The organism is Amycolatopsis sp. NPDC114503, from assembly GCF_055633655.1.
Genome location: NZ_JBVKDT010000001.1, coordinates 1,622,108 through 1,635,082 on the forward strand (window position 1 = coordinate 1,622,108; position 12,975 = coordinate 1,635,082).

Here is a 12,975-nt window from a genome sequence, read left to right on the forward strand (position 1 = left end):
TTGGACAGTCAGGACGCGGCGACGGCCGTGACCGGTTCCACGGCGAGATCGGCGGCGATCCGGAAGAACGGCTCGTCCGGGAAATGCGCTGCCGCGACGATCGTGCCAGTGCCGACCATCTCGCCCAGCCAGCGACGGCGGGTCAGCTCCGCCTGCCGCGGATCGGCATCGGACGCGGCGCCGATCGTCGGATCGGCCATCTGCTCCGGAATCTGGAAGACGTCGCCGACCAGGACGGCGCGACGGTCCTGATCCGCGACCTCCAGCACGTAATGCCCCGGCGTGTGCCCGGGCGCATGCCGAACGGTGACGCCGGGAGCGACCGTTTCGCCGTCCAGCAGCGGACGCAGTTTGCCCTGAGCGCGAAGGGCTTCCAGCGCTACTCGGCCGCGGTCGTGCCGCCCCGCCGGTTCGACGAACGCCGCCCAGTCGGGCGCGCCGTACCGCACTTCGGCATTCGGGAAGTACGGCTCGCCGTTCGGCGCGACCCAGCCGATGTGGTCGGCGTGCAGATGAGTCAGCACCACGGTGTCGATGTCTTCGCGGGCGATCCCGGCTTCGGCGAGTGCTGCGGGCAAGCCGCCGGTGTGCTCAGCTTCGACGGCGCTGACCACCGGGTGCAGTTGCTCTTTGGAGTGCTGCGGCAGATGCGGCTCGCCGGTCGGACGCGGACCGAAACCGGCGTCGACCAGCACCGTGCGGCTGCCCGTCCGAATCAGGAAGGCACCGATGACCACGGGAACAGTGCTCGGCGCCGAGCGCTTGCCCTGGAGTCCCGGGAAGAACGACGACGGCAGTTGCAGCCGTCCGTCGGTCAGTGCGTGGATTTCGATGTCCCCCACCACGATGGAACGCATGCCCAGCATCAAGATCCGGTGCGGCCGATTCATTCCGGAAAGTGATCTTCACCTCATCGGGTGACGGGGGTGCGCAGCTCCGCAGTGGCGAACGTGGCGACGCCGTCCGCGAAGGGCGTTTCCGCCCGGAATCCGAGCAGCTCCCGTGCTCGGGCCGGGTCGGCGACCACGTGCCGGACATCAGCCGGCCGCGCACCGCCGACGATCCGCGGCTCCGGTCCGCCGCAGGCTCGGGCCAGCTCCCGGGCCAGGTCGCCGACGCTGTGCGGCTGTCCAGAACAGATGTTCAGCGGCGTGAGGTCGGCCTCCGGACCATCACTCCGGAGCGCGAGGACGTTCGCGCGGGCTACGTCGTCCACGTGCACGAAATCCCTCTGCTGCCGCCCGTCCTCCAGCACGGTCGGCGCCTCGCCGCGTTCCAGTGCCGAACGGAAGAGCGACGCCACCCCGGCGTACGGCGTGTTTTGCGGCATCCGCGGGCCGTAGACGTTGTGGTAGCGCAACGCCCAGACCGTGCCGCCGGTCTGCCGCGCCCAGGCACCCGCGAGATGTTCTTGCGCCAGTTTCGTTGCCGCGTAGGTGCTTCGCGGCAGCAGCGGCGCGTTTTCGGGCACGAGTTGCCAGCCCAACTCGGCACCGCAGTGCGGGCAGGTGGGTTCGAATCGTCCGGCGTCCACATCGGACTGCCGACGAGGTGACGGCGGAACGACACCGTGTTCCGCACACGCGTAACGACCCTCGCCGTAGACCACCATCGACGAGGCGAGCACGAGCTTGCGCACCTTCGCCGCGTGCATCGCGGCCAGCAGCACGGCGGTGCCGTAGTCGTTGTTCAGCGCGTACGAGGGCGCGTCGGAGGGATCCACTCCGTGGCCGACCACCGCGGCCTGGTGGCAGACCGCGTCGACGCCGTCGAGCAGCTCGGCGACGATCTCGGTGTCGGTGACGTCACCCCGCAGGAAGCGGTGCCGCCGGGTGTATTCGGGTGGTGTGGTGGAGCCGTGCGCGGTGGACAGCAGGTTGTCCAGCACGACGACCTCGTCGCCGTCGTCGGCCAGCTGGTCGGCGATCCGGGACCCGATGAACCCGGCACCGCCGGTGAGGAGCACTCGCACCTCGCCGACGTTAGGCCGCCCGCCCTGGGGCGCGCGCGGCCTGCGCGGACCACGTCACCGAATCGTCAGAAATCACCGGGCCCGCGGCGGCGAAGCGGGCCCGGAACCGGATACGGTGTCGGCATGGAACGGAGCGCACAGCGGCTGGGCCGGGCACTCGTGGTGATTGTGGACGACCGGGTCGCGCACGGGGAGCACGAGGACACCTCCGGGCCGCTCGTCACCGAGCTGCTCGAGGAGGCCGGGTTCATCGTCGACGGCGTCGTCGTCGTCGAGGCCGAGACCGCGGGCATCCGAAACGCGCTCAACACGGCGGTGATCGGCGGTGCGGACCTGGTGATCACGGTCGGCGGCACCGGAGTGTCGCCGCGCGACCGCACGCCGGACGCCACTTCGGGCGTTCTCGACCGCCCGATCCCGGGCATCGGCGAAGCCCTGCGCGCCTCAGGGCTGGCCGCGGGCGCGGTCGACGCCGGGATCTCCCGCGGCCTGGCCGGCGTCTCGGGTAGCACGCTGGTGGTCAACCTGGCCGGTTCGCGAGCGGCTGTGCGCGACGGCATGGCGACCCTTTCGTCGCTGGTCCCGCACGTGATCGACGAGCTCTCCGGCCTCGAAGAGGTCTGAGGCCGGCCGTTTCGCGGCGGATGTCTCTCTGCACTTGTCAAACAACAGGTGGGACGATGGACCCATGCCGCACGAAGAACGACGTCCCCGCGTGACCGAGGCCCAGCGCCGCCGCCGGGTCGACGAGATCTTCGGCGACGTGCTGCCGGAGACCACGTCCGATGAGCGGGGCCGGGGCCCGGAGACCACTCCGGATTCGTGGTACCTCGAGAACCGGCCCCCGCATCACGATCGGTGACCCCTCAGTTGTCGCGGCTGGAGGGGCCGTGGCCCTGCTGCGCGCGCAGCAGGTCGCGGATTTCGGTGAGCAGTTCGACGTCCGTCGGCTCGGCCGGGCCCTTCTCCTCGCCGCGCTTGCGCCGCTCCTGGATGTGCTTCATCGGCAGCACGATCAGGAAGTAGACGATCGCGGCGACGATCACGAAGTTGATCGCCGCGTTGATCACGCCGCCGAAGTCCATGAACGTCGAGTCGTTGCCGTTCAGGACGTTGAAGCCGAGGCCTTTCGCCGCGTCCGAGCCGCCGAGCGCGTTGATCAACGGCTTGATCAGGCCGTTGGTGAACGCCGTGACGATCGCGGTGAACGCGGCGCCGATCACGACGGCGACCGCGAGGTCGACGACGTTGCCGCGCATCAGAAAGTCCTTGAAACCTTTCAGCACTGCTGCTCCCAGGGGATTCGGGACGAGGCGTCTGGCCGTCGTGAGACAGCCGTCGCCCGTCGGAACAGGGTCGGGTTAGCGGAGAGTAACCGTTACCGGTCGTTCGAGCGAGGAAGCAGCGACCTGCGTGGCAACCTGCGCCGGCAGCGCGAGCAGTACTAGCGGACCCTTCTGCGGCGGACCCAGCGTGCGGTTCCCGGCGTCGTCGGAACGCCGGACAGTGACCACCGTGGCCCCTCTGGCCAGCACAGACGCGGAATTTGTGGTATCCGCGCCCGCGACGATGTCGACGCGCTGACCCGGCTGAAGCAGTTCGGCGACGGCCGCGTCCGCGAGCCGGACTGCGACCGTGACCGCGCCGGGTTCACCCGTTACGGGGAGGTTGTTGCCAAGGAGCCGGACGTCGGTGATGGGCTCGCCGGCCCGGGCCGCGCCGGACAGAAGCCGGCCCACCGCCCCTTCGGAAGCCGAGAGCGCGCCGGACGGGCGGAGGTCGTCGGGCAGCGCGACGGTCCGCACGTCGGCAGCGCGCAGGACAGAGCCCCCGGGCAGGTCGCGTGCGGAGACCACCGTCGAGGTGGCGGGTGCGCCCCGCGCGGAAGGCGGGAGAAACAGGACGAGCAGGCCGGCCAAGAGCAAGGCCGCCGCGAGACACCGGCGGAGCATCCGGGCTCGCCGACCGCGCGGCAGACGGACGTCAGGCAGCGCGGGAAGGTGGCTGAGCAAGGTGTTCACGGTTGTCCCCTCGTCGGTTCCGATGCGACGGGATGCCGCACGAATCCGACGTTAAGGACATCGCGAACCGGCCGAAAGGGCCGATTCGCGAACCTGTGGACAACTGGGCCCTTGTGGATAACTCGGGGGTCAGGAGGGCGTGGAGGCCGTTTTCGTCGTACCCGAGGTGGAGGATGTGTTCGAGGACGAAGAAGACGTCGACGAAGAGGAGGTGGTGGACGACGAGTCGGACTTGGCGCTCTCGGTCTTGGCCGGAGTCGCGGAAGTGCTCGACTTGCTCGAATCGCGCGAATCCGTGCGGTAGAACCCGCTGCCCTTGAAGACCACGCCGACCGAGCTGAAGACCTTGCGCAGTGGACCGGAGCACTGCGGGCAGACGGTCAGGCTGGGGTCGGAGAAGGACTGCACCGCCTCGAAGCGGTGGTCGCATTCTTTGCAGGCGTACTGGTACGTGGGCACTGAAGCTCCTTCATGCACTGGCACTCGACCTACAAGAGTGCTAACCCAATTGTGCTGGACGGCATTCCCTCAGCGCAATTACCCCTTGCTCACAGTGCTGCGGCGGAAGGGGCGGCGAAGGGTTGGCGCTGGTCAGGACGTCCTGGGCGGGTGCGGCTCGGTGGCTGGACCGCGGCTGGTCCGGTCGGTTGGGCCGTCGTTGGGCCGGTTGGCGGGGTCTGGCGGCGCCTGTGGGCGGCTCGTGTGCGCCGGTTTTGGGCTGCTGCCGGGTGTGGTTGCTGGTGCGGGTTGTGAGCGGGCGCGTGGTTTGGGTGGTTCGTGTGATTCGCGGCTGAATGCTAGGGCGGGTGAGCTGGGCGGAGTTGGCGACGTGTCCGGCTGGCCGTGTGCGGCGGGTCGCGAGTGACCTTGTCGGCATTGGCGGCTGGGGTGCCGGGCGGTTGTGGACGCCGGGTGTCGGTCGAGGCTGGCGGTGTGACCCTTGCTGGGCGTCCGGGCTGGAGGTTCGGATGCTGGTCGTCGGCCTGAGCCGTCGGTTCGGGCAGCGGTCTTCGGCTAGGGCCTGCGACAGGACGGCAGTTGTCGGCTGGGCCTTTGGCCGGGCAGCTGGGCCTTTGGCCGGGCAGCGGGCCGTGGTGGCGGTCAAACGGTCCGAGCGGCGGCGTCCAACCCGGCTGCCGGTCGAGTGGTCTTGACCACTCGCCTCACCGAGCGGAAGCGGCGGTCGGCAGCTGAATGAGGCCCGACGGCGTCAGGGCGGCGGTCATGGGCACGTCGTGGGGTTCGGCCGGGAGGCGGTCGACGACCTCCTCTGCGCGCACCACAGCCACGCGGGCGGTGTCAGCCGCGGCGGTCAGGGTGCGGTCGTAGTAGCCGGCTCCGCGGCCGAGGCGGGTGCCGAGGCGGTCGACGGCCAGGGCTGGGATCAGCAGCACCTGAGCCGAGGCCGCCGCGCTGGTGCCCAGGCGTGGGCCCGACGGTTCCAGTACTCCGCGAAAGCGTCCGGGGATCAGAGCGTCCGGGCCGGTGTACTCGGCCCAGTCGAGCGGGCCGGGAGTGTCCGGGATGACTGGCAGCAGGACGCGCGCGCCGGTCGCGGCCAGGGCGTTCACCAGGGAGATCTGGCCGGGCTCGGTGCCGAAAGGGAGGTACGCGCAGACCGTTTCCGCGTGGATTGACGATGCCGCGGTCGCCAGGGCGGCTGCCTCGAGAGCGTGCGCTTCGGGGGGCAGTTCGGCGCGGGCTCGAAGGATTCGTGTCCGCCACTCCGCCTTGCTCGGGGTCTCATTGCCCGGCTCGTGCATGAGACCAGGTTAGGCTTTGCGCCCATGACGGGCGCCTCAACCACCCAGACCTTCAGAACCGCCATCGTGCCTGCCGCAGGCCTCGGCACGCGATTCCTGCCGACCACGAAAGCGGTGCCCAAAGAGCTGCTGCCGGTGGTCGACACGCCGGGGATCGAGATCGTCGCGGCCGAGGCGGCGAGTGCGGGCGCGAAGCGGCTGGTGATCGTCACCTCGCCGGGCAAGGAAGCCGTCGTCCGGTACTTCGAGGCGAAACCGGACCTGGAGAAGACGCTCGAGGACAAGGGCAAGACCGAGCTGCTGGCGAAGGTTCGCCGCGGGCCGGAACTGCTGGACGTCGAGGTCGCGATCCAGGAACAGGCACTCGGGCTCGGGCACGCGGTCGCGCAGGCCGAGCCGAACCTGACCGACGAGGACACCGCCGTCGCCGTGCTCCTGCCCGACGACCTCGTGTTGCCCGCCGGGGTCCTCGACCGGATGTCGGCCGTCCGCGCCCAGTACGGCGGGAGCGTGCTGTGCGCCTTCGACATCCCGAAGGAGCAGATCTCCCCGTACGGCGTCTTCGATGTCACCGACACCGGCGACCCGGACGTCAAGCAGGTCCACGGCATGGTCGAGAAGCCCAAGCCGGAGGATGCGCCGTCGACCTACGCCGCGGCCGGGCGGTACCTGCTCGACCGGGCGATTTTCGACGCGCTGCGCCGGATCGAGCCCGGCGCGGGCGGCGAGCTGCAGCTCACCGACGCCGTCGCGCTCCTGATCCAGGAGGGACACCCGGTGCACATCGTCGTCCACCGCGGCGGGCGGCACGACCTGGGCAACCCGGGCGGATTCCTGCGCGCCGCTGTCGATTTCGCGCTCGAGGACCCGGATTACGGGCCGTCGCTGCGCACCTGGCTGACCGAACGGATCGGAAACGATCGCCCATGACGGACTCCCTCGATTCCACCCCAGCCACCCCGGCCGAAGAAGTCGCGGCGACTGAACCGGCGGTTCAGGCCGTCGCCGCGGCGGAAACGGCAGAAATCATTGCCCCGGCGGAAGAATCCGTTGAATCCGGAGACTTCCGCTCGGTCGACGAGCAGATCGCGCTGACTCTCGACGCCGCCGTGCGCCCGCGGCCGGTTCGCGTCGCGATCTCCGAGGCTCAGGGCTTGCTCTGCGCGGAGGAAGTGGTCGCCGAGCACGCGCTGCCCGGGTTCGACCAGGCCGCGGTGGACGGATACGCGGTCCGGAGCGTCGACGTGCGCATGGCCGGGCAGGAACCGGTCCAGTTGCCGGTCGTCGGCGAAATCCCGGCTGGCTCCCGTCAGCCGCGCCGGTTGCAGCCGGGCCAGGCGGTGCGGGTCGACACCGGCGCTCCGCTGCCCACGCTCGCGGACGCCGTGGTCCCGACCGCTTACACCGACGGCCACCAGGCCAAGGTCACCGTCAACAGGTCCGTGCCGTCGGCCGGCTACGTGCGCCGGGCCGGCGAGGACGTGCAGATCGGCGACGTCGCGGTGCGCAAGGGCGACACCATCGGCTCCGCGCAGGTCGGGCTGCTGGCCGCGGTCGGCCGCGCGAAGGTGCTGGTCTACCCGCGGCCGCGAGTGTCGATCGTGTCGGTCGGCGACGAGCTGGTGGACATCGACCGCACGCCGTCGGTCGGCCAGGTCTACGACGTCAACTCGTACGCGCTGGCCGCGGCCGCGCGCGACGCCGGCGCCGAGGTGAGCCGGGTCGGCATCGTGCCGGGCGACCCGAAGCGGCTGCGCGAGGTCGTCGAAGGACGGCTGCTGATGTCCGAGATCGTGGTCGTCGCGGGCGGAGCGGGCGGGTCTTCCGGGGATGAGGTGCACGCCGCGCTGTCCGACCTCGGGCACATCGACCTGACGAGGGTCGCGATGCACCCAGGTTCGGTGCAGGGCTTCGGCAGGCTCGGCCCGGACTCGGTGCCGACGTTCCTCATTCCGGGCAACCCGATGAGCGCGCTCGTGGTGTTCGAGGTGCTGGTGCGGCCGCTGATCCGCACCGCGCGCGGCACCCGAAACCCGCACCGCCGGGTGGTCGGGGCGCGGCTGCTGTCGTCGATCACCTCGACGAAGGGCCGTCGCGGCTACCTGCGTGGCCAGCTGCTGCGCGACGAAGCGAACGGCGAGTACCTGGTGCAGCCGCTCGGCACGTCGGGCGCGCATCTGCTCGCGTCGTTGGCCGAGGCCAACTGCCTCATCACCGTCGAGGAGGATCTCACCGAGGTGGCCGCGGGCGACCAGGTCAAGGTCACCTTCCTGGCCCAGCGCGCCTGATCCGTGGCCGCACTCGCCGATTCGGTCGAAAACCGGCACCCCGGCTGGCCCGCCACGCTCGGCCCTCTGCGGATCCCGGCAGGCGTGGTCGCCGTGCGCCCGGTGCGGCTGCGCGACGCCGGCGAGTGGAGCCGCGTCCGGCTGCGCGACCGCGAGCACCTCGAGGAGTGGGAGCCGACCGGGATCGGGCCGTGGGCCGACCGCAACGCGTTCTGGTCGTGGCCGTCGCAGTGGGCCGCGCTGCGCGGGCTGGCGCGGCGGGGCCAGTGCCTGCCGTTCACGATCACGGTGGACGGAAAGTTCGCGGGCCAGATCACTGTCGGTAATGTGATCCGCGCCGCACTCCGGTCGGCCTGGATCGGGTACTGGGTGTCGTCCGAGATCGTCCGGGGAGGCGTGGCCACCGCTGCCGTCGCGCTCGTGACAGATCACGCTTTCGATGTCGCCGGCCTGCACCGGCTGGAAGCGACCGTGCGGCCGGAGAACAACGCCAGCATCCGCGTGCTGACCAAAGCGGGATATCGGCAGGAAGGGCTCTTCGAGCGGTACCTCGACGTGGCTGGCGCCTGGCGTGACCACCTGTGTTTCGCCGTGACGAAAGAGGAGACCGGTGACGGCCTGGTGTCCCGTCTGGTGGCCTCCGGACGCGCCGACCTGGCCTGACGGTGACTACGCGTTCTAAACCGATCACGCGTTACCACATCCTGTGAGATTCACCTAATGCGGTGATGCATTTTCGTGATCGAACCCGGCGAGTCTGCGCCTCCTGTGTGACTGTTGTGGCTAGCGTGACTACAGCAGAGGATCGGGGGAGGTGACGGGAGATGCCCAGTTCGGTGATCATCGTCGCGCTCGCCGCGGCATGGCTCGTCGTTCTCGTGCCCATGGTGGCTCGCAAACGCCAGCAAGTCGCGCGGACGCCAACCTCCGCGCTGGCCGCCCGGGTAGTGCGAAGGGGCAGTGCTCGCAACGAGGGACAGGAGGACGACGCCGTGTCCGACAATGCGAATCCTTCGGTGGAGGATGACCTCGCCGAACTCGAGGCGGAACTCGACGCTGACCTGGACGAGGAGCCCGAACCCGAGCCGGAACCGCTCCCGCAGCCCGCGCGCGCGGAACGTGCCGCCGAGCCGCGCCGCGAACGCCGCAGCTACCGGCCCGGCCGAGGCGGCTTCGACCCGGAAGCCGCGGAGATCGCGGCCAAGGCCAAGTACGCATTCCGCCAGCGAGTGGTCGTAATCCTGCTGATCGCCGCCGTCGTCACGGCCGCGATCGCCGGATTCGCGCTGTCGCTCGCCTGGTGGGCTCACGCAGCGGTGGACATCGCCCTCGTCGGCTACCTCGTGTACCTCCGCCGTCAGGTCCGCATCGAGAACGAAATCCGGCAGCGCCGGATGGCCCGCTACTCGACGACGGCACCTGCTCCTTCTCGCGAGGCGTACGACTCTTTCGAGGAGGAAGAGGAGGACGTCGAGGTCGTCGCACCCGAGGTGCCGCGTGACATCGTGGAGCGCAAGCCGTCGCCGATGTCCCGCATCCGCCGTCAGGCAGTCGTGGTCGACCTGGACGACGAGGACCCCGCATTCGAGGAACTCGCCGAGCCGACCGCAGGCCCGTACCGCCGGGCAGTCGGAGAGTGACCCCCGCTGTTCGGTGCCTGGAGGGCGCTGCTAAGCTTTCCAAGCACTGAACAACAGGGGCTCACGCTCCTAGGGGCTGTAGCGCAGTTGGTAGCGCGTCTCGTTCGCATCGAGAAGGTCAGGGGTTCGATTCCCCTCAGCTCCACTCTAGAAGGCTTATCAGAATGAAGGCCGCGAAGTAGGCTCGTGACGCCTCAAGGTCAGCAAGGGCCATCCGCATTGCGGGTGGCTTTTTTGTTTGTGTGCAGTGGGCGGGTTGCGATAGCCCGGTCGCGCTGGATGGTGCGGAGGAGTCCGAAAGATTTCTGGAGTTCACCGTCTGTGATCTCCTCGTCCTCGATGCAGAGGGCTTGGAAGATCACTTGGTTGAGCAGACGCCGTTGCAGCGTCGGTACCGCTTGTCGGGCTGTTCGAGCAGCGCGAGTCTGGCGTTGACGAGCTGGGCGCTGTCGGTGAGGTCGACGGTTTCGAGGCACCCCTCCATTCAGTGGCGCTCTATCGCGATGTCGCGGAGCCTCTCCTTGACCTTCGCCCGCGGGCGGGTGCTGTCTGCTGTGAGGTCGATCAAGTTCTCCTCCTTGGTGTCGAGTTCTTTGAGCTGCGTGGTGATCTGATTGTGCAATAGCCGTGCGGACTTTTCTTGGTTGCCGATCATGGTGTCGGCTTGGTCGCGCATTTCAGCAATTGAACGGCTACCTGGGCGAACGACCGCGTAATGCCGCCCTGCGGTGTCCTCGAGTCGCACGCCTTGGCACGCGCCCTCGGCAGAAGGGCGCGTGCTCGGTGCCTTCCAGTTGGTGGTCTGCTGGATGATCATTCGCCGCTTGATGCCCTGGCGTCGGAGGCTCGTGCGGAAGCTCGGCCTTTTGAGGTAGTGGTGGCGCACGCGGCGGCGTTCTTTTGCGGGACTGGCCGTGCCCAGCGCGACGGCAGGCCCGGACAACCTGCTCTGCGTTCTGCTGCCTCCGGCTCCACCGGGGTGCCCAAGGCATGGCAATGGCGCACCGGTTACAACCGGACTGCTGGACTGGTACCGGGACCGGTACGCCAAGCGGGTCACCGCGCTCCAGTACTTCCCGATCACGGGGACGTCACCGCGCTGGAGCTGTTCATTACCTGATGGTCGGGTGGCTGCTCGGTGATCGCGCCCGAGCACGAGTGGTTCGACATCGGTGCGCTGGCGGCGCTGATCGACCGGCACTGCGTGCACCGGGTGATGGTGCCGGTCGCCGCGCTCGACGAACTCGCCGGCACATCGCAAATGCCCCGGCGCTGGTGCGGACGCTTCGCGAACTGATCACCACTGGCGACAAGCTGGTAATCACCGAACCCATCCGCTCGATGTGCGCCGGGCTGCCCGGGTGACGCTCAACGACCACTACAGGTCCACCGAGGCCAACGTGGTCACGTCGCCGCGGCTTACGATGCCACCGGTCGGCTGGCCGGAGCGTCCAGACCTCAGCATGGTGGTGTCCGGCGCGCGTCTGCGTACTCGACGGCACCTGAACCCGTTGCCCGCCAACGTGATCGGTGGGATCTGCATCGGCGGTGGCGCGCCCGCCCGCGGCTATCTCGGTCGGGCCGCGCTGACCGTGACAGCCTTCGTGCTGGCCCGTTCTCCGCGAGCCCGGATGTACCGGACGGCGACCTGGGCAGACGGGGCTCTGGAGTTTCGCGGGCGTGCTGACTTTCCAGATCCGGCTGCGCGGCTGCCGGATCGAACCGCGCGAGATCGATTCCCTGTTGCGGCGACGGCCTGACGTCCACACTGCCGTGGTGGCGCGCGGTGCCGGCAGTGAGGCGTTTCTCGCCGCTTGAGTCGTTCCCGACGGAACCGCGTCGTCGCCGGCGAACTGCGCGACCACCTGACGCGGGAGCTGCCTTCGCATGCGATGCCGGGCAAGTTGCCCTGTGGTGCTCGAGTTGCCGCTCACCCCGACCGGCAAGGTCGACCAGAACGGGTTGCCCGGGGCCGAACCGGATGAGGGCCGGCCGCGCCCGTCGACGAAGTGGAGACGACCCTCGCGGCGGTGTGGCGCGACATGCTACGTCGGCATGGACGACAACTTCTTCCGGCTCGGCGGGTTCTAGATGCTGGTGGCCAGGGTGGTGCACGAGGTGCGGGCGGCGCTGGGCGCGAAATACCGCAGCGCTGGGTGTTCGGCTTTCCGACCGCGCGGCGGCTCGCCGAGCGGGCGCGGGCGGGGCGAGTGGGCTGACGTCCGCTTCGAGGCATTGGGCCGATACTGCTCTTATTCGCTCAATAGCTTCCGCGGCTTCCGGCGGGCATCCTGGAATGGTTCTCGGGGTTGCGGTAAATAACGCGTTCGAGCAAACTTGGGTTGCACTGGACAATCCGCTGTGCGGACCGCTCGGGGTGGGGGATTGATAAGTGACGATATCCGGCACCCCTTGATACCGAGGAATTCCATGACTGTACGTGATGTCAACGAGGCCGACGCGGGGTCGCTCGACCCGGCGTCGGTCGAAGCCTACCGGCGAGACGGCTACCTGCTTCTGGGGCCCGATTTCCTTCCTGGAAAGCTATTTTCAGACGTTTGTGCTGCGGCCACCCGGCTGCTCGGACAGGACGGTCCCCGGCGGGTGCTCGAACGGGACGGGGTGACCGTCCGTTCCGTATACGGGCCGCACCAGACGGACGCCGCGGTCCGCGGGCTGGTCAGGTTGCCGCAGGTAGTCGGAGCGGCCAAACAGTTGATCGCGGACGAGGTCTACGTTCACCAATCCAAGATAAACCTCAAAGCGGCCTTTTCCGGAGATCAGTGGGAGTGGCACCAGGATTACATTTACTGGCTCCAATCGGACGGTATCCGAAAGCCGGATCTGGTCAATTTCGCGGTGTTCCTCGACGAGGTGACCGAATTCAACGGCCCGCTGACATTCGTGCCGGGCTCGCACAACGAGGGCCTGCTCGCCGGCCGCACCGCCGACGAGATGCCGATCGGTTATGAAGAGGCACCTTCCTGGATGTCGACCCTGACCTCCAGCGAGCAGTTCCAGATCGAGCACGACGTCATCCGGGACCTGGTGCACCGCAACGGAATGGTCAGTCCCAAGGGGCCGGCCGGGTCATTGTTGCTGTTCCACCCCAACGTGTTGCACGCCTCGGCGCCCAACATATCGCCGTTCGACCGTTCGGTGCTGATCATGGCGTTCAACGGGGTGGGCAACCCGCCGACCAACGACGAGAACCCGCGGCCCGAGTTCCTGGCCGAGCGCGCGGTCGAACCGCTGGAGCCGGTCGCGCTGCTGGTGTGAGCACCGCGGTGG

Annotated in this window: 17 protein-coding genes and 1 tRNA gene; 10 read left to right on the plus strand and 8 right to left on the minus strand. The window is 68.8% G+C overall.

Annotation, left to right across the window (positions count from 1 at the left end):
* Window positions 1-8 precede the first annotated feature (8 nt).
* Window positions 9-857: an MBL fold metallo-hydrolase gene (locus tag ACZ7OI_RS08005; protein ID WP_470263370.1), complete on the minus strand. Its 849-nt coding sequence runs from the start codon at window positions 855-857 to the stop codon at window positions 9-11.
* 53 nt (window positions 858-910) lie between these two features.
* Window positions 911-1,972 carry an NAD-dependent epimerase/dehydratase family protein gene (locus ACZ7OI_RS08010; RefSeq protein WP_470263371.1) on the minus strand — a complete coding sequence of 354 codons (1,062 nt, stop codon included), beginning with the start codon at window positions 1,970-1,972 and terminating at the stop codon, window positions 911-913.
* 123 nt (window positions 1,973-2,095) lie between these two features.
* Between ACZ7OI_RS08010 and ACZ7OI_RS08015 the strand changes: the two genes are divergently transcribed.
* Together ACZ7OI_RS08015 and ACZ7OI_RS08020 are read left to right on the plus strand one after the other, a co-directional pair.
* Window positions 2,096-2,596, plus strand: coding sequence for a MogA/MoaB family molybdenum cofactor biosynthesis protein (locus ACZ7OI_RS08015; RefSeq protein ID WP_354742888.1), 501 nt, complete (start codon window positions 2,096-2,098; stop codon window positions 2,594-2,596).
* A 64-nt stretch (window positions 2,597-2,660) separates the two neighbouring features.
* Complete coding sequence (locus ACZ7OI_RS08020) at window positions 2,661-2,834, plus strand: hypothetical protein (RefSeq protein WP_167493483.1); 174 nt, start codon at window positions 2,661-2,663, stop codon at window positions 2,832-2,834.
* 4 nt (window positions 2,835-2,838) lie between these two features.
* Here the strand turns inward: ACZ7OI_RS08020 and mscL are convergent, their stop codons facing one another.
* From mscL to ACZ7OI_RS08040, 4 genes are all read right to left on the minus strand, one after another.
* The gene (gene mscL / locus ACZ7OI_RS08025) at window positions 2,839-3,258 is read right to left on the minus strand and encodes a large-conductance mechanosensitive channel protein MscL (RefSeq protein ID WP_470263372.1); all 420 of its coding nucleotides are present in this window, start codon (window positions 3,256-3,258) and stop codon (window positions 2,839-2,841) included.
* A 75-nt stretch (window positions 3,259-3,333) separates the two neighbouring features.
* A complete protein-coding gene (locus ACZ7OI_RS08030) occupies window positions 3,334-3,993 on the minus strand; it encodes an SAF domain-containing protein (RefSeq protein ID WP_470263373.1) in 660 nt (219 codons plus the stop codon).
* Between the two features lie 129 nt (window positions 3,994-4,122).
* Complete coding sequence (locus ACZ7OI_RS08035; RefSeq protein ID WP_470236190.1) at window positions 4,123-4,452, minus strand: FmdB family zinc ribbon protein; 330 nt, start codon at window positions 4,450-4,452, stop codon at window positions 4,123-4,125.
* A gap of 704 nt (window positions 4,453-5,156) precedes the next feature.
* Window positions 5,157-5,756 (minus strand): 5-formyltetrahydrofolate cyclo-ligase, encoded by a 600-nt coding sequence (locus tag ACZ7OI_RS08040; RefSeq protein ID WP_470263374.1) that lies wholly within the window; start codon window positions 5,754-5,756, stop codon window positions 5,157-5,159.
* Between the two features lie 24 nt (window positions 5,757-5,780).
* Here ACZ7OI_RS08040 and ACZ7OI_RS08045 point away from each other — a divergent pair, with 24 nt between their 5' ends.
* The 5 genes from ACZ7OI_RS08045 (at window position 5,781) to ACZ7OI_RS08065 (ending at window position 9,829) form a co-directional block, all read left to right on the plus strand.
* Window positions 5,781-6,686, plus strand: coding sequence for a UTP--glucose-1-phosphate uridylyltransferase (locus ACZ7OI_RS08045; protein WP_406638728.1), 906 nt, complete (start codon window positions 5,781-5,783; stop codon window positions 6,684-6,686).
* The gene (glp, locus tag ACZ7OI_RS08050; protein WP_470263375.1) at window positions 6,683-8,044 is read left to right on the plus strand and encodes a molybdotransferase-like divisome protein Glp; all 1,362 of its coding nucleotides are present in this window, start codon (window positions 6,683-6,685) and stop codon (window positions 8,042-8,044) included. The genes ACZ7OI_RS08045 and glp overlap by 4 nt, the downstream gene beginning before the upstream one ends.
* Window positions 8,045-8,047: 3 nt before the next feature.
* Entirely contained in the window at window positions 8,048-8,707 is a 660-nt protein-coding gene (locus ACZ7OI_RS08055) for a GNAT family N-acetyltransferase (RefSeq protein ID WP_470263376.1), read from the plus strand.
* 161 nt (window positions 8,708-8,868) lie between these two features.
* Window positions 8,869-9,684 (plus strand): divisome protein SepX/GlpR, encoded by an 816-nt coding sequence (gene sepX, locus ACZ7OI_RS08060; protein WP_470263377.1) that lies wholly within the window; start codon window positions 8,869-8,871, stop codon window positions 9,682-9,684.
* A 72-nt stretch (window positions 9,685-9,756) separates the two neighbouring features.
* Window positions 9,757-9,829: transfer RNA gene (locus tag ACZ7OI_RS08065), tRNA-Ala, on the plus strand.
* Window positions 9,830-10,042: 213 nt separating this feature from the next.
* Here ACZ7OI_RS08065 and ACZ7OI_RS08070 read toward each other — a convergent pair.
* Complete coding sequence (locus tag ACZ7OI_RS08070) at window positions 10,043-10,168, minus strand: hypothetical protein (RefSeq protein WP_470263378.1); 126 nt, start codon at window positions 10,166-10,168, stop codon at window positions 10,043-10,045.
* Complete coding sequence (locus ACZ7OI_RS08075; RefSeq protein ID WP_470263379.1) at window positions 10,169-10,501, minus strand: hypothetical protein; 333 nt, start codon at window positions 10,499-10,501, stop codon at window positions 10,169-10,171. It lies immediately after the preceding gene.
* A gap of 321 nt (window positions 10,502-10,822) precedes the next feature.
* On the opposite strand from ACZ7OI_RS08075, the gene ACZ7OI_RS08080 reads away from it, so the two are divergent.
* The 3 genes from ACZ7OI_RS08080 to ACZ7OI_RS08090 all read left to right on the plus strand — a co-directional run bounded on the left by ACZ7OI_RS08080 (window position 10,823) and on the right by ACZ7OI_RS08090 (window position 12,963).
* The gene (locus ACZ7OI_RS08080) at window positions 10,823-10,981 is read left to right on the plus strand and encodes a hypothetical protein (protein WP_470263380.1); all 159 of its coding nucleotides are present in this window, start codon (window positions 10,823-10,825) and stop codon (window positions 10,979-10,981) included.
* Window positions 10,982-11,045: 64 nt separating this feature from the next.
* Window positions 11,046-11,444, plus strand: a complete 399-nt coding sequence (locus ACZ7OI_RS08085) for a hypothetical protein (protein WP_470263381.1) — start codon at window positions 11,046-11,048, stop codon at window positions 11,442-11,444.
* A gap of 670 nt (window positions 11,445-12,114) precedes the next feature.
* Window positions 12,115-12,963, plus strand: coding sequence for a phytanoyl-CoA dioxygenase family protein (locus ACZ7OI_RS08090; protein ID WP_470263382.1), 849 nt, complete (start codon window positions 12,115-12,117; stop codon window positions 12,961-12,963).
* Window positions 12,964-12,975: the final 12 nt, after the last annotated feature.

Coding starts and splice junctions, on each gene's coding strand:
- ACZ7OI_RS08005 (WP_470263370.1), bottom strand. CDS start 857: ATGCGTTCCATCGTGGTGGGGGACATCGAAATCCACGCACTGACCGAC.
- ACZ7OI_RS08015 (WP_354742888.1), top strand. CDS start 2,096: ATGGAACGGAGCGCACAGCGGCTGGGCCGGGCACTCGTGGTGATTGTG.
- ACZ7OI_RS08020 (WP_167493483.1), top strand. CDS start 2,661: ATGCCGCACGAAGAACGACGTCCCCGCGTGACCGAGGCCCAGCGCCGC.
- ACZ7OI_RS08040 (WP_470263374.1), bottom strand. CDS start 5,756: ATGCACGAGCCGGGCAATGAGACCCCGAGCAAGGCGGAGTGGCGGACA.
- ACZ7OI_RS08045 (WP_406638728.1), top strand. CDS start 5,781: ATGACGGGCGCCTCAACCACCCAGACCTTCAGAACCGCCATCGTGCCT.
- glp (WP_470263375.1), top strand. CDS start 6,683: ATGACGGACTCCCTCGATTCCACCCCAGCCACCCCGGCCGAAGAAGTC.
- sepX (WP_470263377.1), top strand. CDS start 8,869: ATGCCCAGTTCGGTGATCATCGTCGCGCTCGCCGCGGCATGGCTCGTC.
- ACZ7OI_RS08070 (WP_470263378.1), bottom strand. CDS start 10,168: ATGGAGGGGTGCCTCGAAACCGTCGACCTCACCGACAGCGCCCAGCTC.
- ACZ7OI_RS08075 (WP_470263379.1), bottom strand. CDS start 10,501: ATGATCATCCAGCAGACCACCAACTGGAAGGCACCGAGCACGCGCCCT.
- ACZ7OI_RS08090 (WP_470263382.1), top strand. CDS start 12,115: ATGACTGTACGTGATGTCAACGAGGCCGACGCGGGGTCGCTCGACCCG.